The organism is Vibrio sp. QJM3NY_15 (assembly GCF_057785995.1).
Genome location: NZ_CM173518.1, coordinates 614,958 through 641,626 on the forward strand (window position 1 = coordinate 614,958; position 26,669 = coordinate 641,626).

27 protein-coding genes are annotated in these 26,669 nt (G+C 44.0%); 13 read left to right on the forward strand and 14 right to left on the reverse strand.

The genetic code is table 11. The features are described from left to right. Positions 1-20: 20 nt before the first annotated feature. The 4 genes from AC3CKG_RS19160 to AC3CKG_RS19175 all read right to left on the reverse strand — a co-directional run bounded on the left by AC3CKG_RS19160 (position 21) and on the right by AC3CKG_RS19175 (position 2,777). Entirely contained in the window at positions 21-551 is a 531-nt protein-coding gene (locus AC3CKG_RS19160) for a DNA mismatch repair protein (protein ID WP_102513766.1), read from the reverse strand. A gap of 8 nt (positions 552-559) precedes the next feature. Continuing rightward, positions 560-946, reverse strand: coding sequence for an MAPEG family protein (locus AC3CKG_RS19165; RefSeq protein ID WP_004732742.1), 387 nt, complete (start codon positions 944-946; stop codon positions 560-562). A 626-nt stretch (positions 947-1,572) separates the two neighbouring features. Beyond that, positions 1,573-2,040, reverse strand: a complete 468-nt coding sequence (locus AC3CKG_RS19170) for a YjiG family protein (protein WP_004732741.1) — start codon at positions 2,038-2,040, stop codon at positions 1,573-1,575. Beyond that, positions 2,040-2,777, reverse strand: a complete 738-nt coding sequence (locus tag AC3CKG_RS19175; protein WP_004732740.1) for a nucleoside recognition domain-containing protein — start codon at positions 2,775-2,777, stop codon at positions 2,040-2,042. Before AC3CKG_RS19175 ends, AC3CKG_RS19170 begins: the two co-directional genes overlap by 1 nt. A gap of 524 nt (positions 2,778-3,301) precedes the next feature. Here AC3CKG_RS19175 and AC3CKG_RS19180 point away from each other — a divergent pair. Then, entirely contained in the window at positions 3,302-3,481 is a 180-nt protein-coding gene (locus tag AC3CKG_RS19180) for a hypothetical protein (protein WP_133146506.1), read from the forward strand. 211 nt (positions 3,482-3,692) lie between these two features. Continuing rightward, positions 3,693-5,132 (forward strand): sodium:proton antiporter NhaD, encoded by a 1,440-nt coding sequence (nhaD, locus tag AC3CKG_RS19185; RefSeq protein ID WP_076667343.1) that lies wholly within the window; start codon positions 3,693-3,695, stop codon positions 5,130-5,132. Between the two features lie 28 nt (positions 5,133-5,160). Here nhaD and AC3CKG_RS19190 read toward each other — a convergent pair whose 3' ends face one another. From AC3CKG_RS19190 to AC3CKG_RS19200, 3 genes are all read right to left on the reverse strand, one after another. Then, complete coding sequence (locus AC3CKG_RS19190; protein WP_488529811.1) at positions 5,161-5,547, reverse strand: hypothetical protein; 387 nt, start codon at positions 5,545-5,547, stop codon at positions 5,161-5,163. A gap of 159 nt (positions 5,548-5,706) precedes the next feature. Beyond that, positions 5,707-6,189, reverse strand: coding sequence for a methylated-DNA--[protein]-cysteine S-methyltransferase (locus AC3CKG_RS19195; protein ID WP_488529812.1), 483 nt, complete (start codon positions 6,187-6,189; stop codon positions 5,707-5,709). A gap of 25 nt (positions 6,190-6,214) precedes the next feature. Continuing rightward, entirely contained in the window at positions 6,215-7,591 is a 1,377-nt protein-coding gene (locus tag AC3CKG_RS19200) for an AlkA N-terminal domain-containing protein (protein WP_488529813.1), read from the reverse strand. 234 nt (positions 7,592-7,825) lie between these two features. Here AC3CKG_RS19200 and AC3CKG_RS19205 point away from each other — a divergent pair, with 234 nt between their 5' ends. After that, entirely contained in the window at positions 7,826-8,029 is a 204-nt protein-coding gene (locus AC3CKG_RS19205; protein ID WP_065111752.1) for a hypothetical protein, read from the forward strand. Between the two features lie 141 nt (positions 8,030-8,170). Here the strand turns inward: AC3CKG_RS19205 and AC3CKG_RS19210 are convergent, their stop codons facing one another. Continuing rightward, a complete protein-coding gene (locus AC3CKG_RS19210) occupies positions 8,171-9,061 on the reverse strand; it encodes a LysR family transcriptional regulator (RefSeq protein ID WP_029223593.1) in 891 nt (296 codons plus the stop codon). A gap of 154 nt (positions 9,062-9,215) precedes the next feature. Here AC3CKG_RS19210 and AC3CKG_RS19215 point away from each other — a divergent pair, with 154 nt between their 5' ends. After that, positions 9,216-9,569: a MaoP family protein gene (locus tag AC3CKG_RS19215; RefSeq protein WP_017107062.1), complete on the forward strand. Its 354-nt coding sequence runs from the start codon at positions 9,216-9,218 to the stop codon at positions 9,567-9,569. 603 nt (positions 9,570-10,172) lie between these two features. Then, positions 10,173-10,973 (forward strand): glucosamine-6-phosphate deaminase, encoded by an 801-nt coding sequence (gene nagB / locus AC3CKG_RS19220; RefSeq protein WP_017107061.1) that lies wholly within the window; start codon positions 10,173-10,175, stop codon positions 10,971-10,973. A gap of 264 nt (positions 10,974-11,237) precedes the next feature. On the opposite strand, the gene AC3CKG_RS19225 is transcribed toward nagB, so the two are convergent. The 3 genes from AC3CKG_RS19225 to AC3CKG_RS19235 form a co-directional block, all read right to left on the reverse strand. Continuing rightward, the gene (locus AC3CKG_RS19225; protein WP_192852389.1) at positions 11,238-11,774 is read right to left on the reverse strand and encodes an MltR family transcriptional regulator; all 537 of its coding nucleotides are present in this window, start codon (positions 11,772-11,774) and stop codon (positions 11,238-11,240) included. A gap of 50 nt (positions 11,775-11,824) precedes the next feature. Continuing rightward, complete coding sequence (locus AC3CKG_RS19230) at positions 11,825-12,973, reverse strand: mannitol-1-phosphate 5-dehydrogenase (RefSeq protein ID WP_488529814.1); 1,149 nt, start codon at positions 12,971-12,973, stop codon at positions 11,825-11,827. Between the two features lie 183 nt (positions 12,974-13,156). Beyond that, positions 13,157-15,064 (reverse strand): PTS mannitol transporter subunit IICBA, encoded by a 1,908-nt coding sequence (locus AC3CKG_RS19235; RefSeq protein WP_488529815.1) that lies wholly within the window; start codon positions 15,062-15,064, stop codon positions 13,157-13,159. 565 nt (positions 15,065-15,629) lie between these two features. Between AC3CKG_RS19235 and AC3CKG_RS19240 the strand changes: the two genes are divergently transcribed. The 4 genes from AC3CKG_RS19240 (at position 15,630) to norW (ending at position 20,700) form a co-directional block, all read left to right on the forward strand. Then, positions 15,630-16,496, forward strand: coding sequence for a glycerol kinase (locus AC3CKG_RS19240; protein WP_102280196.1), 867 nt, complete (start codon positions 15,630-15,632; stop codon positions 16,494-16,496). A gap of 323 nt (positions 16,497-16,819) precedes the next feature. Next, entirely contained in the window at positions 16,820-17,476 is a 657-nt protein-coding gene (locus AC3CKG_RS19245; RefSeq protein WP_009846099.1) for an NAD(P)H-dependent oxidoreductase, read from the forward strand. Positions 17,477-18,023: 547 nt separating this feature from the next. Next, positions 18,024-19,529 carry an anaerobic nitric oxide reductase flavorubredoxin gene (gene norV, locus AC3CKG_RS19250; protein WP_372149386.1) on the forward strand — a complete coding sequence of 502 codons (1,506 nt, stop codon included), beginning with the start codon at positions 18,024-18,026 and terminating at the stop codon, positions 19,527-19,529. Position 19,530: 1 nt separating this feature from the next. Further along, positions 19,531-20,700, forward strand: coding sequence for an NADH:flavorubredoxin reductase NorW (gene norW, locus AC3CKG_RS19255; protein ID WP_488529816.1), 1,170 nt, complete (start codon positions 19,531-19,533; stop codon positions 20,698-20,700). A 123-nt stretch (positions 20,701-20,823) separates the two neighbouring features. On the opposite strand, the gene gltS is transcribed toward norW, so the two are convergent. Next, a complete protein-coding gene (gene gltS / locus AC3CKG_RS19260) occupies positions 20,824-22,050 on the reverse strand; it encodes a sodium/glutamate symporter (RefSeq protein WP_004732723.1) in 1,227 nt (408 codons plus the stop codon). Positions 22,051-22,366: 316 nt separating this feature from the next. Next, a complete protein-coding gene (locus tag AC3CKG_RS19265; RefSeq protein ID WP_010432454.1) occupies positions 22,367-22,723 on the reverse strand; it encodes a YibL family ribosome-associated protein in 357 nt (118 codons plus the stop codon). A 210-nt stretch (positions 22,724-22,933) separates the two neighbouring features. Between AC3CKG_RS19265 and AC3CKG_RS19270 the strand changes: the two genes are divergently transcribed. Beyond that, positions 22,934-23,743: a DUF4344 domain-containing metallopeptidase gene (locus tag AC3CKG_RS19270; protein ID WP_488529817.1), complete on the forward strand. Its 810-nt coding sequence runs from the start codon at positions 22,934-22,936 to the stop codon at positions 23,741-23,743. Positions 23,744-23,852: 109 nt separating this feature from the next. On the opposite strand, the gene AC3CKG_RS19275 is transcribed toward AC3CKG_RS19270, so the two are convergent. Continuing rightward, on the reverse strand, positions 23,853-24,239 hold the full coding sequence (locus tag AC3CKG_RS19275; RefSeq protein ID WP_009846092.1) for a tautomerase family protein: 387 nt from the start codon (positions 24,237-24,239) through the stop codon (positions 23,853-23,855). Between the two features lie 310 nt (positions 24,240-24,549). Between AC3CKG_RS19275 and AC3CKG_RS19280 the strand changes: the two genes are divergently transcribed. From AC3CKG_RS19280 to AC3CKG_RS19290, 3 genes are all read left to right on the forward strand, one after another. Next, positions 24,550-25,170 (forward strand): LON peptidase substrate-binding domain-containing protein, encoded by a 621-nt coding sequence (locus tag AC3CKG_RS19280; protein WP_017100713.1) that lies wholly within the window; start codon positions 24,550-24,552, stop codon positions 25,168-25,170. Between the two features lie 110 nt (positions 25,171-25,280). Further along, positions 25,281-25,928, forward strand: a complete 648-nt coding sequence (locus tag AC3CKG_RS19285; RefSeq protein WP_009846090.1) for a sigma-70 family RNA polymerase sigma factor — start codon at positions 25,281-25,283, stop codon at positions 25,926-25,928. Then, entirely contained in the window at positions 25,921-26,631 is a 711-nt protein-coding gene (locus AC3CKG_RS19290; protein WP_488529818.1) for a ChrR family anti-sigma-E factor, read from the forward strand. Before AC3CKG_RS19285 ends, AC3CKG_RS19290 begins: the two co-directional genes overlap by 8 nt. Positions 26,632-26,669 lie beyond the last annotated feature (38 nt).

Here is a 26,669-nt window from a genome sequence, read left to right on the forward strand (position 1 = left end):
AGCCGAAAAAGCCAGAGAAGCTATGGTCTTCTGGCTAGATCGCGAGCTAAGATAAGTGCTAAACCAAACACCTGAAGAAACAGGGCAATATTCTTGTAGAAAGCCATTTTCTCATCGAGCCTTTGGATTAATTCAACCAAGGTCAGATTATCCAAATAGTAGTCATCGATTCGTGCTCGTTGCGACTCTTGGGCACTGTTTATCAGCATCATAAGCTTGGGTAAATTAGCCAACGAGATGGCCGGCACCTCATCGCTCACCCAACTCCGGAGTTGGCCGCGGAGCGCTTCATCGAGGATGGTGGCAGGTTGAGCGGTTTCTGTTGAGGGTTTATCTAGGTGGATCAGAATGGCTTCACGCTTGCGCTCTAAGGTTTCGATCGTGTTCCAGGCCAGTTGTATTGAGTACACATTGCCGTATTTACGATCGTTGTATTCCGCTTTCTCCGCTTCAATTTTGTCTAACACCAAACTCGACATGACAATCGCCATGACGTTCAGTATGAGACCTGCAAGGACAATCGCCCAAGCAGGAGGAAGGCGCAATGCCATAATGCTCCCTAGAACATTTTATCAAAAGGTAGGTAAGCTAAGTTTAGGACAATCAAAGAGATCATGCAGATAAGCGTTAACACCATCCCCACTTTGCGGCCTTTAAAGTTTTTCGCCAAGATCCCTTTTGCATGAATCACTCGCCCCAGAATGAACGCCACACCAATGACATGAATAAGCCAAACACCAGCCCCATTCATCTCTAACAACCCCATCAAAATCACTGTGATTGGGATGTAGTCCATAGCGTTACTTTGTGCCGAACGTGCTATCTGTAACGACTCAACACCGCCATCGGCATGAGCAACAAGATTGATTCGCCTCTGTTTAATCACCTCAATCGCCAACCAAATCATTACGACTGTCAGCAAAGCTGCGTAAAGTGCTGTTACCATTATTTTTCCCTATTGCTTGGAGTTTGTTGGGCATGTTTTACCTCTAGACTAACGGATGAAGTCAACATAGAAGGATATTCACGCCCGAACACTTGTAAGAGATCTCTCACACCGAACGTAAGAGATCACAATCAAGCTTCGCAGAAAATTCCTAAAACACAAACTCAACCCCTTGTTTTATATGAATCCGCGCATATTTCTTTCGGTTAGCGAGTGCATTTATTTTTTCAGGTGGATTGTGAGTAAAGCCTCTGCAGTGTTTAATACACATGTCGACAGGGAGTTGGCAGGAACAGGAAAAAGCCTAACGGATTAGGTATCTTCAGGATGAAGATTTGATGGCTTAGGATGAGTTATCAGCAAGGAAGTTATGCTCTAGGATAGAGTCACTTATCAGGATGATGAGTTAGCAAGGACACCGCTAGGACGGCGACGAATTGGATAGGTTAAAGGATTTAGCCACGTCAAGGAACGATGCAGGGAGCACCAGTTACCTATTGAAAGATAAGTAACGCGCAGTAGCAGGATGGCTACGAAAAGAATAGACCCCGTTTGGTGAAAGCCAAACGGGGTTTCCTTTTTTGTAACGTCTAAAAGCTGTTAGCAGCTAACCGTTAAAAGTCACGTTACAAAATAATGTTCATCAAGAACATTGCACCAAAGGCATTCAACACTGAAATCGCGATCATCACCGGGATGTAACGGCCTTCAGTACCAATCGGGCCCATGATACGCCCCATGTATTGCACCTGAGAGCCCATCAAGTAGATAGCTGGCGCCAAAATAGCAATATGAGTGCCATTCAGAATACCTTGGTCAAACAGCGTGATAACCACGCCCACTGCACCGCCCATCGACATCCACGCGCCAATCAATACCGCTGCCGCTTCGCCAGGTAAACCAAACACCGCCATGATAGGTGCAAACACACTGCCCATCAGATCCAGCGCACCCGTGATTTGTAATGCTTTGATGATGACGAATGCCATTAGAACATTCGGTACCGTAGAGGTAGTCGCAATGACCCAGCCTTTCTTAGCACCTTCAACGAAAATATCAGTAACCATTGGTTTCTTTGCTTTAACTTCGCTCATTATGCTACTTCCTCTTCCAGTTTTTGTTCTTTATCTGCTTTTGGTTTGTCTTCTTTGCCTTCAGTAATATTGAGGTAGATACGGAATAGGTTCGCACCGACAAATTTGAAAACAAACATCACCGCAACCGCTAAGCCAATAGACGAAGTCACAGCAAGAGAACCGTCCATCGCCGTCAACGTGAACAGCACCGCACCTGAAGAGAAGAAATTAACGATAGCCGCACCCGCCGTGAACTGGAACATGGTGAAAACATCGGTTTCACGCTTAGTCAGATGTCCTTCATCTTTGAGCTGACGTGTCATTGCGGCACCCGCATCGGTACTTTGCAGAGAAGCGATCAGTGCCAAGCCTGAGTTGCCCGGAATACCCATCAAAGGACGAAGTAGTGGAGTGAGTAGTTTACGAGCTGCATCCAATGCGCCGTAATGCTCAAGAACGTTGATCATACCTAGCGCAAACATCACGGTCGGAATAAGTGTCAAAGCAAAAATGAAACCGTCGCGAGCACCGCTACCGCCTTTACCTCGCAATGAAGTAGTAGCAGCTTGGATACCATCGGCAGTTTCACTCACATCGTAAGCGACCTTGCCAAATGAACCATTAAGCGTCGTAAAATCTAATACGCCATACCATTCGTTGGACTGCATTAAACCTGAAAAGAACACAACCGCGAAAGCGAGTGCGATGTAACTGCCGATCGTGACTTTACGATCGGTTTTGGTTGGATTAGTCATAAGGACCTCTATACATCTCGTTTATGTGGAACAGAACACGTATAGATAGTGCAAACTAATGAGCAAAAGGTTACTGACCAAAATCAAATAGCGTATCGGTTTGAATAAAAGAACAACAGCAACATATAAAACTGTGATTTGGATTTAAAACTAGAAGCTATTGCTAAAAAGTTTAGAATATTTCACATACAAAACTAATCCAAATTCGCTTCAACAACGCAACCGAAAACACACACAGTCGCCACACAAATCAAGCTTCAGGCAAGAATCCCACACACAAGCCGATCTCTGATAATCTCGTGAGAGATCTCTTACAAGGCTTTTTGTGCTCAATTTGAATTTTATTATAATACAAATACTTAAAAAGTGATTTCGCTTCTAGAATACAACCGTTTGCCTCCAGTTGATTGGATTTTAAGCCGAGCGGAAACGATGAGCTATTTTATAAAGGATTTGAGCTAAATTCGAAATTCCAGCAAATAGAGGTGCTATAGACTTCGCGCTGCCAATATTGAAGGAGAGCAGTGGTTAATATGGAAATGAAAACACTTAAGTATCAAGTAATGGGTAAAGGTATGTGGATCACAGCAACGGTTTCTCGCGCGGTTGCGGACCAACTTGCGATGGAATACCAATCCTACGGCTGGCCTGTTGAGGTATGTGCTGTAGAGCAAACAATGACGTTTACTCAGAATGCAGCATAATGTTGGCGATTTAGAAGAAGCTCTATCGGCATAGTGTTCGATAGAGCTTTTTCACTTCATCTCTATTTTCCAATGATCTAAGCTTTCCATCATAGTTTCTGGTTTTCAACATAATCTATTGAATTATTAAGATATCTATCACGCTCCACATGGTTATTTAGGTCTACGCTTTTACCCGTGTTAATGACTTATTAACTTCGGAGCGTAATCCATGCTAGGTATCCAGCTTTCAGTTGTTCTCTCTTTTTTGTTTTTTTCTACTACGGCAGGCGCTGCTACTGCTCAGTTGGGAGAACCTCTCAAACTCACCAACTCATTTGTTGGCTACCTATCCCTAACCATTTTCGTTGTCGCGTACATCGTTGTGATGATGGAAGAGTATTTAAAGCTGCGGAAATCGAAGCCAGTTTTACTTGCTGCAGGCCTTATCTGGATCATCATTGGCTTCACCTACCAAGAACACAACCTCACTGAGGTAGCGAAACAAGCACTCGAACACAACCTACTCGAATACGCCGAATTACTGCTTTTCCTATTGGTCGCGATGACGTACATCAGCGCTATGGAAGAAAGAAGACTGTTTGATGCGCTTCAGGCTTGGATGGTGGGTAAAGGCTTTAACTTCCGTTCTCTGTTCTGGTTAACCGGTATTCTGGCCTTCTTTATCTCTCCGATTGCCGACAACCTCACCACCGCTTTATTAATGTGTGCAGTGGTCCTCAAGGTAGCAGGATCAAACCCAAAATTCGTAAACCTTGCTTGTGTGAATATCGTAATTGCAGCTAATGCTGGCGGCGCATTCAGTCCATTCGGGGACATCACAACGCTGATGGTATGGCAGGCTGGCTACGTAAGTTTTAGCGAGTTTCTTCCCCTATTTATCCCTTCAGTCATGAACTACATTGTTCCAGCCCTGATCATGTCTTACTTTGTCCCGACGACTCAACCCGACACGGTGCATCAACATATTGAACTTAAACGAGGCGCAAGACGCATCGTATTTTTGTTCATCATGACGATTGCCACAGCTGTCGCTTTCCACGCCGTGATTCACTTCCCTCCTGTAATGGGCATGATGATGGGGCTCGCCTATCTGCAGTTCTTTGGTTATTACTTGCGTAAGACCTTACCCAACTCACTCGCTAAGAAAAAAGCGGTGGCGATTGCCAATAACGATGAGGGCGCATTGAAGCGACTCGGCTCAGTCGTACCCTTTGATGTATTTCGAAGAGTTTCGCATGCCGAGTGGGACACACTGCTGTTCTTCTATGGTGTTGTAATGTGCGTCGGTGGTTTGAGTCTGCTTGGGTATTTGGAACTTGCGTCTGGGGTGATGTACAGCCAATGGGATCCAATTTGGGCCAACATCATGGTGGGGATCTTGTCTGCAATTGTCGATAACATCCCGGTTATGTTTGCGGTGTTATCGATGGAGCCTCAAATGTCGATTGGTAACTGGTTGTTGATTACCTTAACGGCAGGTGTGGGCGGTAGCTTATTGTCGATTGGTAGCGCAGCAGGTGTGGCATTAATGGGGGCGGCACACGGCAAATATACTTTCTTTGGTCACCTGAAATGGATGCCGGTGATCATGATTGGTTACGTGGTGAGTATCGCTGCCCACCTTTGGTTGAACGGTGACCTTTTTTAATAAGACTCTGTTTTGATAGAGTCTTATTCTAGAGAGTAGAATCATCTAATGGTTTTTCGACTCGTGTCCAGATATTGCTTAACTGCATAGCTGGACACTGATTGCACGTTAGCATGGCACCTTCATGATGAATTCGCATTACCAACCCAGGCCCCTCGCGGCTATTCCCTGAATTCAGCTCAATGTTGATCAGGTCATCTTCGACATGATAACTGCGGGTAACACTGCTGTTTGCTGATTGATAAATGACTTGTCCTGACTCGAATTCGAGATAACTTTCATTATCTGCGTTCTCGTACATACCACTGAATAAAACAAGCCGAGGGACTTCGAAGGGACGGGTGGTATCCGTTAAGCATCCTGTTAGTAACAGTGCGCTACTGCAGCCAATTATTAGAGAGTGATGGCTATTCATTTGGGCATCCTTGCCTAGAGAACATGGTTAAAGGATATGCAACCAAATAAATATTTTCCAGAAAGCAGCCACTTTTATTGCGAAGTCACACTTTAGAAATCTCAACGTTCATCGGTAATCAATACGTAATCTTCAACAGAAAACCGGCAGAAAGACTCTCTACTCCTCGATTCTGCCCTCAATCGCTAACAAGCGCTGTTTGCGTTCTACACCGCCCGCATACCCGGTCAGCTTGCCATTTTTACCAATCACACGGTGACATGGCACAATCACTGACACCGGATTTTTTCCATTCGCTAAACCCACTGCACGCACCGCCTTTGGGTTACCAATCGCATCAGCCAGTTGTGCATAGCTCCATGTTTCCCCGTAAGGAATCGTTGTGAGTGCTTGCCAAACCGATTGCTGAAATGGCGTGCCCTTTGCCGCGATTGGCACAGAAAACTGGATAACCTCACCAGAAAAGTAGAGATTGAGTTGGTCAGTGACCAATTCAAAGATCGGAAAGCCATCATCTCGAACACCTAATTCTTCAGGCTTGGTGGTGTATATTTCAAACCATAGACCTAACAGCCCTTCATCGTTCGCCTGTAAAGTCACTGTGCCCAGAGGGCTCTCGTAGTAAGTAAAACGGTTAGCCATAATATCTCCTAGCTTAGTATTCCGATTAAGATTGATTCCAACAATGGAATGTGGCGTAGCTTCCCCAAGGTGAAACGCTCTCTGCATTAATAGCAGGACGATGCTCGATGAACTTCTTCACCACCAAATCGCCTACGAGCAAATGGTTAGGTTCACTTAGCCCACGCAGCAGCGCATATTGGATCGTCCAAGGACCAATACCTTTGAGGTCAATCCACTTAGAAGGATGCTCAGCTTCGTTATCGACCATGTATTGGGCAAAACGCTTTAAGGTTTCCTTGCGACTTCCTGGCATTCTCAAGAAGCTAACATCCGCCTCAGCTATCTGTTTAGGCGTTGGGAAGCTGGCTTTCTCATGCTCACCAGAAAGCTCTTTGACCAATAAGTTGAGCTGACCAATCGCCGCCGTTACCGAAACTTGTTGGCCCAGAATCGCTCTTACTCCGGCTTCCCAAGCACTCCACACACCAGGGATGCGAATACCACTCTTAGCAACCAAGTTGGGATCAATGGTGGTAAAGAAATCTTCAACTTTGCTGATATCAACATCAAGGTCGAACATACGTCTAATATTGGCGATCAAGCTTCTTAATTGGCTCATATCATCCAACTCAAACTCAATATCCAAGCTGCTCTCTTTGGCTAAAGTCGCCTTGAACCAGCCTTTCGAACCATTCACGTTCACTGTGCGTTGGTAGTAGCCGTCGCCCACCTCTTCTAAGCCTTCAATCATTCGTCGTCGATAAAAGGCCAGCAAGTGATCCCAGTCCAACGGACCATGGAAACTGAGTTGGATATGATTACTTAGGTTGTTACTTGGCTTAGCTCTTCGGATTTGACTTGGCGAAAGCTGCAGCTCTTTTTGAAAGGCATCATTGAAACGGCGCGTGCTGTTAAAACCACTCGCAAAGCCTACGTCTGTAATACTCATGCTGCTGGTATGCAGTAACTGCTTGGCAAACATCAACTGGCTATAAAGGCTATATTGCTTCGGTGACACCCCGATGTAATTGTCGAACAAGGTTCGTAAATAACGATCTGAGATGCCTAGTCGGGTCGCAAGGTCGACAATCGAACCCGAATTCAGCGCGCCGTTATCGATTAATTGCATAGCTCGCAGAAAGGTAGTTTCAACCCCTTTCCAAGCTGGAGAGAAAGGCGCGCTGTCTGGACGACAACGTAAACAAGGGCGATAACCCGCTTTCAAAGCCTGAGCTTGATGAGAAAAGTATTCGACATTTTCTTCTTTGGGTGGGCTCGCTGGGCAAATAGGTCGACAAAAAATGCCCGTCGTTTTCACCGCAGTAAAAAACATCCCATCAAAACGAGCATCTCGTGCATAACGAGCTAAATGGCACTGCTCACTCGTCAACGTACTGTTGTGATGAATACTTTTCGACATGTCGTGCTCTTCCCTTTGATCATAACCTTCATTCTGATAACTAAAAGTTTACCGTTAACTTCCATTGTCGCTAGCCATTTTCGGAAGCGAAGGTCAGATAAATCACAAAAAAGGTGTTAATTTTACTCAATTCGGCTAAATTTAACCTAGAGAAGGTGCTCTTCTCACAACGTCAACGATAGGTACTTAGCACGCCAAGATGCAGAGACCTATTGAATAATAAGGAAAAAGGCTATGGTTTTACACACGTGTCGTATTGTTTTATCAAACCAACAAGTTCTCACCAGTCAATCAGTCGAACAATCTCTCAGCTTTCTTGAAGATAAAGCGAGCAACGGGATTTCTAAGATTGAAATAGACGCAACCGATGGGCATCAGATCCATTCATATCTATCTCACTCTCTTGAAGAGTCCATTGAGAACTTAATGAACCTATAACTCTTTCAAAAATAACACTTTGAAAATCGGTTACAGATACCAGGCTTAAACTGGTTTAAAAACAAAAATGGCTCCCTTGGGAGCCATTTTTTATCGAATCAACTTTTTACTTCATCAGCACCATAGTGATAACGAATACCACTATTCTGGTGCTTGCTCAGCGGCTTGTTGCAACGTGTAAGCAGTCGATGGGTCAATCTCGTTAACCAACTTCTCAACTTGAATAATCGCGTCAACCGAGGTGCTGCTTTTACGGTAGCTGAGGTAAATAGGGCGATACCAATCTTCAACACCTTTCACCTTATGAAGCTGACCTGAGTCGATAAAAGGCTCAACCATAGAAACAGGTAAATACGCACTGCCACCTTTCTCTAAGATAAAATCTAAAGCGATACGAGCCGTTGAGGTACGTAGATACGGCGCGGGCACTTTTGGGTGACGCTCGGCATGTTCAGAACCAAAACGCGTTCCCCAATCGACATAAACGTATTTATGTTGGAATACAGATTCCAGATCATCTTGTTGCGTTGATACCAACACCAAAACCAAATCAGCGACTTTTTTACAGTTCAGCTCTTCCGCTTTGATCTGATCGAACGCAAAAGCCATATCTAAGGTTCGTTCTAACAAATTACGGTTCAGTTGCTCGCGCCCCATCACCTCTGCCATGAAGCCGTAGCCGCCGAAAGAATCGGTCACTACGCTCAAACAGTTTTGCAGATACGCATCCCAAATATTCGGGGTGCCACCCAGTGTTAACTGCAGGGCTTTGCCACTTTCCAACGACAGCTCAAATTTGGCTTGTTGTAAGGTAGACACCATCACTTCAGCATAACCAATCAAACGTTCACCGGAAGAGGTGAGCTTGATGTTATTGCGGTCACGAATGAAGAGCTGAGTATCAAAATAGCCTTCAAGCTGTTTGATTCGCGCACTCACCGCCGCTTGTGTTAAATACAAGTTTTCAGCTGCACGCCCAAAATGGCGCACCCTTGCAACCTCAAGAAAGGTTCTAAATACTTTCACATCCATCAAATACATCTCTGTAATAAATCTGCTAACTAGCCGATCTAGGATTGTTTATCGTAAAGGCAAAAACGTTTTGTTTCCTATTTTAGCCTTTTAACAATATTTTCGCGTGAGCAATAAACACTAATTTCTATCTAACCACATTACTGAGGCTGATATGTCTGAGACCGAATTCCGACACGGAAAAAAACGTTTTTATGACACCATTAAATTCCCACGAGGGTTCGCTAAGTCAGGTAATTTTACTCTGTCAGAAGAGGAAATCCTAACCTTGTTTGGTGACACTATGCTTGCACTTGAGACTGGTGAACTAACACCAATCAATGCAGAAGAAAAACACTTCATCAAAGTGTTGTCTCACCCTCATAAGGCAAAGTCCAAGTTAGACCTTGTCTGGTTGAAATACATTCAACTAGCTCGTGGACGCCGCCGCTTTCATACCCTAAACGGCTGCAAACGCGGTGAAGTGCCAAGGGAAGAATACGAAAGTGAGTTAGTGTTAGAAGATTAGTAAAATAGCTCAAAGTGATACATCATCGCTTTGGGCTTTTTTTTGCTTCAAATACACTTTTACGTCGTAAGTTATAAGTCTAGCTAAAGTACACCTTTTTACCAATATGTATATAAAATTCATAATGATAGAATGGCTAATCGTGACTAAAATGTGATTATCTTACACTGTACTTATTCACTAATTCCGTTCCACTTATCATCATAGGCTTAAGCCCCCTTCATCACCTTTCCTTTCAGCTATACTCATTTATCCGTAATCACGAGACCAGAACCTCCTAACCTAAACATAGCTCTATTGTGATAAATACCTCGTTATCACGACTGACCTAGACTCGAATAAGCTAACGCAATTTTCAGGGCAGGATTGATGTCTTCAGCGACTGTATTAGATTGACGTGACGATATATGACAAACGTATTAATCTTGTTTAACGACACCAAATATCCATACAAAAAATGTGCAATTTTGAGAGTTCTAGTCACAGATACCATTAAAAAAGTAAAAACTTGACCTAAAACAATAGCGGAAGTGGATAACTTATTTTATAATGCGAATTAATGTTTCAGAACACTATAAAATTTAATTTCTAGGGGCAAAATCAATGAGACTTATTCCTTTAAGCAACAAAGCAAAAGTAGGTAAATGGGCTGCTCGTCACATCGCAGATTCTATCAAAAAATTCGCTCCAACGGCTGAGCGTCCATTTGTTCTAGGTCTTCCTACTGGTAGCACACCTCTAACTACTTATGCTGAGCTAATTGAACTTTACAAAGCGGGCGAAGTGAGCTTCAAGCACGTTGTAACATTCAACATGGATGAGTACGTTGGTATCGAACCTAACCACCCAGAGTCTTACCGCACATTCATGCACGAGAACTTCTTCAACCACGTTGATATTCAAGCAGAAAACATCAACCTGCTAGACGGCAAAGCTGAAGACATCGATGCTCACTGTGCAGCATACGAAGAGAAAATCCGTTCATACGGTAAAATCAACCTGTTCATGGGCGGCGTAGGCATCGACGGTCACATCGCATTCAACGAACCAGGTTCTTCTCTATCTTCACGCACTCGTATCAAAACGTTGACTGAAGACACTCGTATCGCGAACTCTCGTTTCTTCGATGGCGACATCAACCAAGTTCCTAAATACGCACTAACTATCGGTGTTGCTACTCTTCTAGATTCTGAAGAAGTAATGATCCTTTCTCTAGGCCACAACAAAGCGCAAGCGCTTCAAATGGCTATCGAAGGTTCTGTAAACCACATGTGGACTGTTACAGCTCTACAGATGCACCGTAAAGCTATCATCGTTGCTGATGAGCCAGCTCAACAAGAGCTAAAAGTTAAGACTCTACGCTACTTCCAAGAGCTAGAAGCTGAGAACATCCAAGACCTATAATCCCCATAGTCTTGGATAGAAGGGCGTTTTTAATAAAGAGAGCGTCTTGAATAGAAAAAGCCACTGAATGTGGCTTTTTTTGTGTCTGCTGCTTTTGTGTTTAATGGGAAAAGAGGTTTCGGGTATTTTTTATAGGCACAAAAACAACAAAGCGATTTCTCCAACGAGAGAAACCGCCATCATTTTAAACTTTGTATTGATACGAACGAACAGCTACAAGATATGTAGGATGCGAAACAAGTTAAGCAGGGCTGTAAACTAAAGCTAAGAGCTCAGCGCGTTATCTCGGCATAAGGTCGTAATAATGTCAGTGATAGCCAATATGATCGTCGACTTCACCTTTTGATTATGTCGCCCCAAGAACATTTCAAGCATTGGGCCAGACATAGTTTCCACCATCTCTGCGTCATATTCGATCGGCATAATACGCTGAATCGCGTGCACCTTGTTGAGCTCAAATATCACATCAACTTCTGTAAAGCTGGTGTCTTCGCCCTGTATTTTCGCCCACTCTTTCAAGGTAACGAAAACCTCTAGATCGTCGTAGAGTTCTTTACTGATCACACCAAGCCCGAGTAGCAACTTAGCACGAATCATGATCTCGCCTAACGGCCCACCACTGTTGAGAAGTGGTTCTACAACGAACTTAATTGCCGTGTCGTCTTTCTTAAAGATGTTTTTTAATACGGCATCTACTGTGTCATCCAATGCATCGTAAGCAGCCATTAGGCAGGCGCTAGCACTCTCAGCTTCCGAAAGGGCTTCGAGTAATTCAGTTTCATGGCTAGTTTGTATTGGCATAACGGCTCGACAATAAGAAAGTGCCACTGGTGTGGCACTTTGATGGTTTATCATTTCAATGCTAGATAAGCTTCTTCCGCTAGTTTAACAACTTCTGAGTCACTATTCAGCTCAGAATAATGCGCTAATGTCTCAGCAAAACCTTTTTCTGCGAACATTGCCTGAAGTTCAACCGCTTGAGGGTCATCTTCATTTTTGTAATGGAACGCAGCTGCGATCGCTTTTACTAGATTAGCATTTGGTAGTCCGTATTCTAGCGTACCGTTCAATGGCTTGACTAGGCGATCTTGAGGGCTCAGCTTACGAATAGGTTGACGACCAACACGATCCACTTCATCACGTAGGAACGGGTTAGCAAAACGACCAAGAATTTTTTGGATGTATGCCGCGTGCGCTTCTGGATCAAAGCCGTAACGCTTAATTAGAACAGCGCCACTTTCTTCCATCGTTGCTGTTACTTCAGCACGGATTACGTCATCTTCGATAGAGTCTTTAATTGTCTCGTGACCAGCAAGTACACCAAGGTATGCCGTTACCAAGTGACCCGTGTTTAGCGTGAACAATTTACGCTCAACGAAAGCCATTAGGTTATCAGTGCATTCCATTCCTGGGATGTTTGGAATCTCACCCTTAAATTGTGTTTGGTCTACGATCCACTCGCTGAACGTTTCAACCGTTACCGCTAGAGGGTCTGTTTCACCTGCTTCTGCCGGTGGAACAATACGGTCGACCGCTGAATCAACAAAACCAATGTGCTCTTCAGTGAACGCCTTCATTTCATCAGAAAGGTGCTCTAAAACTGCTGCTTTTAATTGGCTAGTACCGCGAACCATGTTCTCAGCCGCGATGATGTTCATTGGTGCCGTGTTGTTTGCTGCTGCACGCTTTTCAATGCCTTGAGCAATAGACTTAGAGATGATTTTTAGAACTGTAGGTCCTACCGCTGTTGTCACAATATCAGACTCAGCAATGCAATCTACTACAGCACCTGTTGCTGAATTTACCGCTGTCACATTCTTAACAACTTCAACAACACACTCTTCGCCAACAATCTTAACTGGGTATTCTTGACGTTCAATTAACGCATTTACAACCGTTTCATTTACGTCAGCAAACGTAACCTTCATACCAGCGTCAGAAAGAAGCTTACCAATGAAACCACGACCGATATTACCTGCACCAAAATGTAACGCTTTCATAATTTTGACCTTATCAATATTTAAATCTAGATAGCTAACCACTCAACAACATGCCTTGACGATGTGTCCTAGGCATCAAGCAGTAAGCTATTCAGACTGAATCTTCTTAGAGGAGATTAGACCGAAAATGAGGCCAGTAGGGGGATACTGGCCTCCTTCACTCAGGAGCTTGACTAGAGCTTGTTAGTTTCCGTTGAGAATACGTAGAACATCAGCAGGGTTTGTTGTGTTCTGTAGGCATTCCACAGCTTCTTCATCGTCGAGTGAATTGGTAATAGCCATTAGCACCATGTTGTGCTCATCGCCTTGTGCGGCAATACCGATAACCATCTTAGCGATATCATCTTCATCTTCGCCCCACTGAATACCTTCAGGGTACTGACAGAAAACGATGCCAGTTTTTTGTACGTATTTTTTCGCTTCGATTGTGCCGTGTGGTACTGCGATAGACTCACCTAGGTACGTAGAGACAAGCTCTTCACGAGCAAACATGCCTTCTACATATTCTGGTGATACGTTGCCCAATTTGACCAGTTTCTCACCAGCGAACCTGATAGCGTCTTCTTTTTGAGTCGCTTTAAGGCCAAGGAAGATGCTGTCATCAGTCAGTGCAAGCTTGTTACCTTCTTGTGCTGGAGCTGCTGCAGGAGCCGGAGCTTCTACTTTCGCTTCACCACTTTGAGCATTCGTAGTCTGAGCTTCTGTTAACTCAGCAACTAGCTGGTCGTAGACACCGCCGTCTAGGAAGTTGCTTAGAGACATGTGCATTGCACCTGGTACGGTGTTACGAGCACGGTCTGTTAAGTCTTTATGCGTGATAACAATTTGCGAATCAGCCGGTAGGTTGTTGATTGCGTAGTTTGTTACCTCAATATCTAGGCCTGCTGCTGCTACCTTTTTACGAAGTAGACCAGCACCCATTGCACTCGAACCCATACCTGCATCACAAGCCACATAGACAGCTTTAACATCCGCTAGGTTTACGCCAGCTTCTGAAGCTGCACCTTTAGAAGACGCTTTCATGTCTTTCATTTGAGCCGATGCTTTTTCTAGTGAATCTTCGTCATCACCTTGAGCTGAAGTCTTAAGTAGGATTGAAGCTACGATGAAAGACACAGCCGTTGCAGCGATTACAGAAAGTACAACACCGATGTAAGAGCCTTTTGGCGTCATCAATAAGATAGCGAAGATAGAACCTGGTGATGCTGGAGAGATAAGGCCAGAATCGAACACTACGTTAGTGAATACACCCGCCATACCACCCGCGATTACAGCAAGGATTAGACGTGGGTTCATTAGAACGTAAGGGAAGTAAATTTCGTGGATACCACCTAGGAAGTGGATGATAGATGCACCAGCCGCAGACTGCTTCGCGCTACCTTTACCAAACACCATGTAAGCAAGTAGAAGACCAAGACCTGGACCTGGGTTCGCTTCGATTAGGAAGAAGATTGAACGACCAATTTCTTCAGATTGCTGGATACCGAGTGGAGAGAAGATGCCGTGGTTGATTGCGTTATTTAAGAATAGGATTTTCGCAGGTTCAACAAAGATAGAGGCAAGAGGCAATGCACCCGCTTCAACCATTACGTTAACACCAGCCGCTAAACCAGAAGACAGAACTTTAACCGCAGGGCCAATCACGATGAACGCGATGATCGCGCAGATCATGCCGATGATGCCCGCAGAGAAGTTGTTCACTAGCATTTCGAAACCACTCTTCACTTTACCGTGAACAGCTTCATCGAATTTCTTAATTGCGATACCACCCAGTGGACCTACAATCATTGCACCCATGAACATTGGGATATCAGTACCAACGATAACACCCATTGTTGTGATAGCACCCACTACGGCACCGCGGTCGCCACCAACCATTTTACCACCGGTATAACCGATCAATAGTGGTAGTAGGTATGTGATCATTGGACCAACCATTGATGCTAACGTTTCGTTAGGCCACCAACCCGTTGGAATGAATAGTGCAGTAATGAAACCCCACGCAATGAATGCGCCGATGTTTGGCATTACCATATTGGATAAGAAACGACCAAAGTTTTGAACCTTAATCTTTGCTTCTGGTGATAACATAGGTAGAACCCCGTAATGTATTGGTTGGTCAAATGACCGAAAGTGTGTACTCAAAAGTCGATTAAAATGTATCACAACATTTTCAAAATGCACCTCAGCCCAACTTTCGTGATAACCATCACGCGCAAAAAACACTTTCGGGTTAACGAGTACACCTTAGATCACAAAAACATCATGAATTTAAATTACAAAGCCAAATTAATGAGAATAGATATCATTAACGTAAGATCTAGATCACATTTTATTTTGTAATACTTAAAAATAAATAGTGATACAAATCACACTTAATAAAATATAGCATCTGAGATCTATATAACCCGTATAAAAGAACATCGTGTCACGAATAATAAATATGCACCAAGATGGGTAAAAGCCCTAAAACTGTAATTTAATTACAAATTAGACGATATTTTGCTTAACATTCAAAATGAGAGCGAATACTCACTAAAAACATGGACCAGTGAACTGCAGTTAGTATCAACAGTTGTGTTATTGTATTTCCCTATTCTATACAACAGCCCCTCAACATTAATCAGCAGTTCTACTGCTAATTGAGAAACAGACTATGCCAGACAAGATTTCCACATCAGCACTAGCCAAACAAAAAGGGATAGAAGCAAAGGCTCTATTCAGTGATTTGAAAACAGCTGGCTATATCGTGCGTTCACAGGAGCGTTGGGTACTCACAGAACGAGGCGAAAGCTTTGGTGGGGAGTATGTCGAACACAAGAAGTTTGGTGTCTTTATTGTCTGGCCAGAAAAACTACTCATCGACCTAGATTCTTTCTCTGGAAAAACGCTAACGGCAACTCAACTAGGCAGTGCCTTTCAACTTAGCGCAAAAAAAATTAACCTGTTGCTCAGCGAGCTTGGTTGGATAACACGTGAAGAAGATGGTTGGCATGTCACCTCAACAGGCTTAAAAGCAGGCGGTGAGCAAAGGGAAGATAAAGCGACTCAAAACCTATTTGTGGTGTGGCACGATTCGTTGGTTCGCAACAAACGTTTGAAGCAGTCTGTTATCGAATTTCTAGGGCATGATGCTGAAAGCCACTCTACCGATGTCTCGTTTTCTAGCTTTCGTCAGAAATTTGAGGCGAAACATCGAACCTTAGACGGACATTATGTACGTTCAAAGGGAGAGCTGATCATCGATAACTGGCTTTATATGGCGGGAGTGGTTCATGCCTATGAACGTCCGCTCCCAATATCAAAAGAAGTAATGAGCGATTTCTACCTGCCAAGCGGCAAGGTATACATTCAGTTCTGGGGAACAGATTCAGGCCCTATAGAAGAAGACAAACGAAATGCGACCAAGAAAGTTTACCAAGAGCACGGTTTTAGCTTGATTGAACTTAACCCTGAAGATATCCCAAACCTCGACAGCGTACTTCCCTCTTTGTTACGCCAATATGGAATCAAAGCCTACTAACTGGCTGATTTTCGAAAACCAACACACATCCAGATCACACTAATCAAATCATTATGGACATTATTAACCATAGTGATTTGATGTGTTCGCTATTTTTCCCAAGCCAATCTTCTATTATCTTACACCCATCGACTTGAGCTACCGCAGATACTCGATTTATTGGGGCATGTTCGATAGCCATTTAAGCGTTCAGTCTTTTAGAGGCTGGCTGTTCTAGATACGACTTCTATAGAGATATAGCCTAAATGCGTTATCCGTTTATTGTTGACGTTACCGAACATAAAACCCTACAACATTTATATTGATAGATATTAGGATTCAACATGACTCATCCAATCATTTCAGATCTAAACACTCGCTACACAGCTAAAAAATACGATGCAGAAAAGCGCATCTCTGCGGAAGACATGGAAGTAATCAAAGAAGCACTTCGTTTGTCAGCTTCTTCTATCAACTCTCAGCCTTGGAAATTCATCATCATTGAGAGTGACGCAGCAAAACAACGCTTCCACAATACTTTCGAGAACATGTTCCAGTTTAACCAACCGCATGCGAAAGAAGCGTCACATACGATCCTGTTTGCTCACGATCCTAAGTACACTAAAGAGAAATTCGCAAAGCGTGCTGACACAGAAGTAAGCTCTGGTCACCTACCCGCTGAAATGTACGAGCAGTTCTTAGGGGCTTACGCATTCGCAGAAATGAACACAGACGAAACAGGTTTCAACGGTAACTGGACTAAGTCTCAAGTGTACATCGCGCTAGGTAACACAATGCACACACTGGCTCGTCTTGGTATTGCTTCAACACCGATGGAAGGCGTAGATGCCGCTATGATCGGTGAAGAGTTTGCTGACGAACTAGACGGTCACGTTGTTGATGTAGCGCTAGCAATCGGCTACCACAAAGACGGCGAAGACTATAACCACGGTAAACCAAAAGCACGTCTAGCTCTTGATGAAATCGTGACGACGCTTTAACTCGTTAATTAAGATGACGAATGAATCAACAGCTATAACACGTTAAACAGTTACAACGCTTAACTGCTACAACGCTTTAATTTTTAAAACGCTTTTTCGTTTTACAAAATATAGTTTCAACAGCACTTCAGACTGTTAAATTACACTGCCTTGTTTTGGCCAGACACTCGTCTGGCCTTTTTCATGTCTGTATTTCGCATCCATCCTTTCTATCTCAGCTTTAGCCATTCCAGCCGCTTTTTAGATCACCAATACTTGATCAATCCACGTGTTCTAATTCGCGAAGCGCAGGAGTTACGCTATAATCCCCTTTGTTGAAACATGTTCCTCACCCTGCTCTTTCTGAGCAAACATCATTAATTTTCTTGCCAAACCGCTACAAAGTCATAAAGACATCTAAGATTCATTTTAACCATAAAACTCAGCACGTCAAAATGACTCACCAGACAGCATAAACTCCAAACAAACATATTGAAAACAGGCACTTAAAAACATGGCACAACTAGTGCAATGATGACCTTAGATATTTAAATAAGGTATTATCATTATGACTATTCACGTTAAATCAAATGTTCACTGGGTTGGCGTCCACGATTGGGAAACAGAACACTTCCATGGTAAGGAATACCACATGAACAAAGGTACCAGCTATAACTCGTACCTGATTCGTGAAGAGAAAACGGTGCTTGTTGATACCGTTGATCATCGCTTTACTGAACAATTCCTTGCAAACCTTGAGATGGAAATCGACATCAATGAGATCGACTACATCATTTGTCAGCATGCTGAAGAAGACCACTCAGGTGCCCTTTCGGCACTATTAGCCAAAATTCCAAACACACCCGTCTACTGCACAGAAGCTGGCGTTAACTCTATTGTTGGCCATCACCATCAGCCTGACTGGAACTTCCGAACCGTTAAAACAGGCGACACGCTCGATGTCGGTAACGGTAAGCAACTCATCTTTGTTGAGATGAAAATGCTGCACTGGCCAGACTCAATGGCAACATACCTCACTGGTGACGAGATCCTGTTCAGTAACGATGCGTTCGGTCAGCACTATTGTGATGAAAACCTATTCAACGATCAGCTAGACCAAGTCGAGCTTCATGATCAATGTCTGCGTTACTTCTCGAACATCCTCACACCTTTCGCGCCTTTGGTGAAAGCGAAGATAGAAGAAGTGCTCAGCTTAGGTGTGCCTATCGATGTTATCGCCACCTCTCATGGTTGTATTTGGCGCGACAACGCGACGCAAATTGTTGAGCAATACTACGAGTGGTCTAAAGCCTACAAAGAAGATCGTATCACCATTGTTTACGACACCATGTCGAACAACACTCGCATGATGGCTGACGCAATCGCAAAAGGTATCCGTAAAGGCAGCCCAGAAACAGCAATCAAAGTCTTTAATATCTCTAAGCACGATAAGAATGACATCCTTGCCAATATCTTCCGTTCAAAGGGTGTGCTTGTTGGTTCATCGACCATGAACAATGTGATGATGCCGCAAATCGCTGCACTACTAGAAGAGATCCACGGCTTACGTTTTGCAGGTAAAAGAGCCGCGGCATTTGGTTCTTCAGGTTGGACAGGTGGCGCAGTAAAACGTATCGACGCTCGCCTACGTGAAGCAAACTTCGAGGTGAGTGCTCCGCAACACATTCATTGGAAACCAGACACAGACGCGCTTCGCCAATGTATCGATTACGGCATGACACTGGCCGAGGTTTGGCGTGTAGAAGCAGATGAAGTGAGCACACCGAAACAAGTATCACGAAATGTAACACCGCTTGAAGCCACACCAGCACCGGCAAACACCAATGCCGAGCTCAAAGACACAACAGAGCAGAAGCCAGAAGAAGCGCAAGATAAGCCAGTACACAGTGCAGACTGCACTTGCTGGCGTTGCACAGTGTGTGAATGGGTGTACGACCCACAAATGGGCGAACCCTACCAAGGCGTCGAACCTGGAACTCCTTGGGCGCAAGTACCTGATGATTTCCTTTGCCCTGAATGCCATTTAGGCAAAGAAGTGTTTGTGGAGAAGTAGCATGTCGAACATTGTAATTGTGGGTGGCGGTTTCGCTGCCCTACAAACCATCAAAATGGTACGTAAGCTTGACCAAGATATCGCGATTACTATGATCACCGCCGATGCCGGGGTTGAGTACAGTAAGCCGAATCTTTCGCACGCGTTCAGTCAGGAACAAACGCCGGAAACACTGGCTGTACATAACGCTCAACAATTGGCAGAGCAGTACAACGTGGTCATCAAAACCAAAGCACTTGTGAGCGAGATAGATACTGAGCAGCAGTGTGTTCATGTTGATGGCCAATCTATCCACTATTCAAAGTTGATATTAGCGACGGGCGCGACGCCTTTTATACCACCAGCGGAAGGGCTTAAACGCAGCGCAACCATTACGTTAAATAGTTTGGAAGAGTTCGATAAACACAAAGCTCAGATCGATCGCGCTCAACGCATCACTGTGATGGGTGGAGGCTTGATTGGGGTCGAGCTCGCATTCGACCTTCAAACTGCGGGTAAAGATGTCACGATTATCGAACCCGCAAGTTATCTATTGAATAACCTAGTGCCACCTTTCGTTTCGCTAGAATTGGAAAGGGAACTAACAAAAGCAGGCGTTACCGTCGAAACCGATTCTGCAGTGTGTCGCGCAACGTATCTCCCCGATGGAGTGAGGTTGCAAACCACTTCTTCTCGATTGATACGAACCGATATCGTGATTGCCGCAGCAGGGCTAAGACCAAACACACAGTTAGCCACACAAGCGGGAATAGAAGTAAACAAAGGGATTGTGGTCGATACCATCATGAGAACCAGTGTCGAAAATGTGTATGCGATTGGTGACTGCGCCGAAATAGAGGGGCGTGTGATGGCTTATCTTCAGCCCGCTATTTTGTCTGCAAACGTGTTGGCTAAGCAGCTGGCTCTGGGTAACGGAGAGAGCAAAGTGGGCGAAGGAAAGCTCAGCTTGCCTCACATCATCACTAAGGTGAAAACACCGAGTTACCCGATTCAACTCGCAGGGCGCGATATTCAAACCGCTCAGAGTTGGGAAACGCGATTCGATCCTAAAGGCATTGTCGCTAAGGGCTTTAATGAAGATAACCAGTTGGTTGGATTCATTGTCACGGGAGAACACACCAAAGCGGCTTTCCCTCTGCTCAAAGAGCTACAGGCAAGCTCACACGCATAGGCTCAATGACATACGCTCAATAATATACGTTGAATAAAATAAGCGGCATTCGCTAAAACAAAAAAAGCCAGTCAATCGACTGGCTTTCTTGTATCTGCATACTTCGTTATTGGTGCGTTCGCACTATCCAATAAACGAGATGTAACCTTGTAGGATAATCAGGTTAACGATATCGATAAAGAAGGCACCAACAATTGGCACAACCATGAAGGCTTGTGGCGACGGACCGAATCGGTTCACCAAAGAACCCATGTTCATTACCGCTGTTGGGGTTGCACCTAGGCCGAAACCACAGTGACCACCCGCCATAACCGCTGCGTCGTAGTTAGAACCCATTACTTTGAACGTCACAAAGTAAGAGAAGATACCCAACACCACAGCCTGAACCGCAAGGATAACCAAGAACGGAATCGCAAGGTCAAAGATGTTCCAAAGCTTAAGGCTCATTAGCGCCATCGCAAGGAACAGCGACAATGACACCGTACCAAGAATATCGACCGTTTCACTGTCGGTTTTATGCAGCTTAGTCACTTCAAAAACGTTAGTGATGAACACACCGATAAACAACGCGTAAACGAAGTCAGGAATCATCAACCAAGAAATTTCAAAAGTCGCCACCCACTCTTCTAGGTATTTCGCCCCCGAGATACAGATAAGAAGAATGAACAATACTTCAATCACCTTCTTCGCTGTTACTTTGTCTTCTTCATACTCGTTGTAAGTAACAAGCTCAGGAAAACGCTCGTGGGTTTGTGTGCCAGTGCCGTACTCAGATTCAAGCTGGTTTTTATCAATCAACTTTTGAGCGACTGGGCTACCGATAATACCACCGATAATCAAACCAAACGTCGCTGAAGCCATCGCGATTTCTAGAGTATTGGCAATGCCAAACGTGTCTGAAAAAGTTTGAGACCAAGCTGCACCCGTACCGTGACCACCCGAAAGCGTGATAGATCCAGCAATCAAACCCATCAAGGGTTCAAGGCCTAATGCCGTCGCAAGTGTTACACCCACACCGTTTTGGATAATGATGTAAACCGAAGCCACCCCTAAGAATAGGAATACCTTAGCACCACCTTTTATCAGTTGCGTGTAGTTCGCCGCAAGGCCGACCGTTGCAAAGAACATCAACATAAACGTGTTCTGCAGGGGCAAGGAAAACTCAAGATCAAGGCCGTTAAAGTGCAGGGCTGTAATAGCAAAAGCGACAATCAAGCCGCCGACAATGGGCTCTGGAATATTGTACTTTTTGAGAACCGGAAGCTTTGCATTGACGAAATGACCTAGAAACAAAACACTAATCGCGATTAGGAAGGATTCTAGTGGTCCAATTGAAATTAATTGATTCATATAACCTCTATTTTTTTACGTTCTCATCTTCCTTAATGAGTCTAGTTTTATCTGTAATTATTTGTGGTGCTCTACCTATATTTATACAAACTGGAGAGAAATTGTAGATTCGAAAAGCGAACACATTACTGCGCTCACTTGGTGTCATGTTAGTGACACGTTAACTTTTATAGGAGATAAAAGGATTTGTGACAACAATCACCTCCAAAAAGTTGATAACGGCGCGAGTATCCTTGCCGCTGACTCTGCTTTTTTAATACCTAAAAAAGCAAAAAGGAGCTATTGCTAGCTCCTCTTTCATCACCATCACTGGTAATTAGAATTTTTTCGGTGCGTAACCCGTCATAACTTCAATGCGAAGCTCTTTACCAATCTTGGTCATCGGGTGAACAATCACGAGCCCTTTTACAGACTTCTTAAGTTTACCCATATCCGCTTGCTCAGCTTTTGTGATTTCACGGCTAAATGGCATATCAATCAGCGATTTACGCTCTTGATTCACATCAAAGCTTTCTTTGTGTTTAAGCTGTGCAATTTTCTTAGTTAGCTTCTTAATCTCGTCTTCAAATTGACGAACAACAGGACGGTCATTACGAGTTTTAGCAGCCGCTAACTTGTTGCGACACTTGTCTAGACGGTTGTTAATTTGTTGAAGTTCGTTTTTAACACTCATAATAATTTCCTAAGATTAAGCAAGCCAATTCGGATTGGGGCGCGGAGTATAGCACAAGGGTTTACTTGAACCGAAATTTATCTGACAAATAGCCCTTAGAATGAAACATGATCTAAACTGACAATCAATCGCTCACCACTCAAGAGCTATTCATTCTAGGAAATATGGTTCACCATGAGATGGCTATTCACCCGATTATAAGGACATACGATGACATTATTGAAACAAACACTGACCTACAGCCTAGCCCTTGGTTCTGTGTTTGCCACGACTTATGCGTCCAGTGAAACATCCATTGATAATACGCTGCCCAACAACCTTATTGTCGAGTACGCACCACCTCAAACTGAACAAGAAAAACAGCTCAAGCGAGAGATTGAACTCAGTGGCATCAACGACACCGTCATTGACCTCTCCAACCAACTGTTCATGTTTAACCAGCCTTTGGTGATTCAATACGGCGGTGATGAAGGCCCACTCTACGATCCGCAAACACATCACGTACTTATCCCATACAGTTTTTACGCTGAATCACTCGCTTACTTCGAGAAGAACCAATACGAAAAAGAGTACGGAAAATCGGCACAAACGGGTGCCATCGATACCTTGCTTCATACGCTGCTACACGAAGCGGGGCACGGCTATATCGAAGATCAAAAGATCGCCATTCTCGGTAAAGAAGAAGATGCCGTAGATAACCTCGCAACAGTCTTGCTGCTCAACTACGTGGAACATGGCGGTGATGCCGCAATAAGTGCAGCCGATATGTTTGCTTTTGAGTCAGAAGACCGCCCGGAGTATTACGACTTGGGGGAATACATTGATGAACACAGCTTCGATCTCCAACGCTACTTCTCAACCCTTTGCCTTGTGTACGGCAGCGACCCTGAAGCTTATAAAAACTTGCTTGATGAAGTGGAAAACGACTATTTAAAAGATAGGAAAGAGTTCTGTATTGAGCACTTTGATGTGATCACTGGGAATTGGCACCAATACTTAAAAGAGAGTGATGAAGGTTAGTAGAATAGAGCGATATAAGAGGTCTCTATAACGGAATTACTCAACAACAGAATAGGATCAAGTTAGCGGCTCAAACACCTAGCTCTGAAGCCGCTATCACGCGATTTACCTAAACTTTGACTTTATACTTAAGATCTTGGGCTTCATCACCAGTCATGCCTCGAAAGCCCCAGCAATGCGATGGCTGCTCCTTGATGGTGATCTCGATATCAATGGGAGAGATAGACAGCTGCTTTTCTATTTCAGAAAATATCTTCTTAATCAGGCGCTTTTTGGTATTCACCGCTCGCCCTTCCATCATATTGATTTCTATGACGGTATAAGCTTCTGTTCGCCCTTCGGGATAAAAGAAATCATCTCTTTCTAATGGTACAAACCGATGCGCTCGTTTGTCATCAGGTAACCCCATCTCACTGTTCAAACATTGTTGTAAGACATTAGAAAGCTGTAACTTAATCGGATTTAAGCACTCTTTGATACCATAAATAACGATCATGACCATTCCTTTGATGTGATGTCAGGTAAAGAAGAACTAAGAGATAAGCAACGTAAGATAAGCGTGTCACTTGTTATCTACCCATTGACTAATTCTTAACCCATATTACCTAATGACGTAAGTTAAAAAAGGTTAAACCGATTAAAATGCGAATAAACGCGACAAAAAACCATGTCTCCCTCTCTCTAACTTCCTGTTCAATACATCACCCCACATTGATCGAACTTCAACGAGCACGCGTATACATCTCTGAATTACGTACGAATCAAATCAGTACAGACTCAATCATGTATGAACTAAGGAGTGCTATGTGCCGAATTCAGCTGAGAAGATCACACGGATAGAAACCGAATCAGAAACACCCGTAGAGACTTCTCAAGAGCTTGCGGTGTTTCCTCTCCCGTTATTCATTTTGCCAAGGGGCAGACAAAGACTGCGTATTTTCGAACCCAAGTATTTGAAAATGGTCGCTCATGCAGCCCAGGGAGACGGATTCATCATTGCGACTCAGGACAACACCAACTCCGAACGTCTGAGTTCTTGGGGGACAAAAGTGTCTATTGTCGATTTCAATATGTCCGATGACCAAATTCTGGAAATCGATGTTGAAGGCGAACAGTTGGTTCAGCTTCATTCGTCCTTCCGCGACACAGATGATTTAATCAAAAGTGATTTCCGCCCTTTACCTCACTGGCCACAACACAGCTATAAGGTGCCGAACGTGGTGACTGCATTTCTTGTCGAGTTGTTTCGAGAACACGATTCGATCAGAGCACTTTATCCCACTCCTGACTTTGAAAGCCCTCAATGGATCTGTGCTCGACTCCTCGAAATGATGCCTATCCCATTGGAAAAGAAAACCAAATTCACAGAACCCGCTAGTTTTCCGTCTTTAGTTCCCTTTTTGAATCAAATCATTACAGGGCAATAAGCACTTTTATTCACTATAATTTTGTATAGTAGAAATTAATTTAAAATAAAGTGATCCCTACTCTCACTCTTCACGTAGTGTCTATCAAATTCGCATGATGGTTAATTACTATGCAAGTGGAAAGCAGAAGAACAGGGAACGGCAAGGAGCATGTCATTATCCCCGACAACAAACTACCTACCGAAAGTAAGGTACCTACAGAGCTCTCAAGCTGGCTGATTTTGGTTGGTTCAGACAGAGATAAGCAGGCATTTACTTGTTTGTTTAAATTCTTTGCTCCCAAAATCAAGCGTTTTGGCATCAGTAAGTTGGGCGGTGAAGCCGCTGCCAACGAGCTAGTCCAAGACACGATGACCAACGTATGGAAGAAAGCGCATCTCTACAATGAAGAGAAAGGCGCAGCGACCACTTGGGTTTATACCGTTATGCGAAACGCCGCCTTTGATATGTTAAGAAAGGTGAAGGCGAAAGCAGAGCAAACCATCGCTGACGACATTTGGCCAATTGACGCCATGGTAGCCGAATCACAAAGTGATCAGCTTCAGTTTGGCGACCATCTAATGAGCCGTCATGTAATGACTCAAATCGAAAAGCTGCCTCTCGCTCAAAAAACCATTGTGAAAGGTGTCTACTTCCAAGAGTTATCGCAAGAGCAACTCGCCCAACAACTCGATGTCCCGCTTGGAACTGTTAAATCACGTCTAAGACTCGCACTCGCCAAACTAAAAGTTCACATGGGGGAACAAGACCATGATTAAACATCACCCAAATGCGGCAATCTTGAAAGATTTTGTCGATGGCAATCTAGCGGATTCGGTATCTTTGATTGTTTCTAGCCATGTTGAGCTTTGCGAACACTGTCAAAAACAAGTAAGCATGCTGACAGCGCAAGCCGCTGACTCAGTCTTTGAAAGCGATACATCTGCCTTTGAAAATGACACAACAGGGCTAAAACTGTCTGACAGCGAAATGGATGCGTTCCTATCTGACGATGGGGAGTTTGACTTTGATGCTATTGACCAGATTACAGCTGATTTATCACAGGCTGTCGAAGTCGTTGTTGAAGCGCAACAAGAGACAGTGTCTAACACAACCTTCACGATTCCTCGCGCACTCAATTCAGTCGCAAGAAAAGACTGGTTGAACTTGGGCAAGATTTCCCGCGCACGTCTCGATTTTGATGACGAATCACACCACACCAGCTTGCTACATATAGATAAAGACGGACAGGTGCCTTGTCACACTCATAAAGGCTTCGAGATCACGCTTCTTTTAGAAGGCAGCTTCGAAGATGAAATGGGCGTCTACAACAAAGGTGACTTCATCTGGTTAGATGGAGAACACACCCACCAACCTGCGACTAAAGAAGGCTGTGTGTGTTTAACCGTTTCAAGTGATGCCTTGTATTTCACTAAAGGGGTGAGCCAATTGTTCAACCCACTGGGTAAATACATTTATTAGTTTTAAAAGATTCACCGGATACGTCACAAGACTCATAG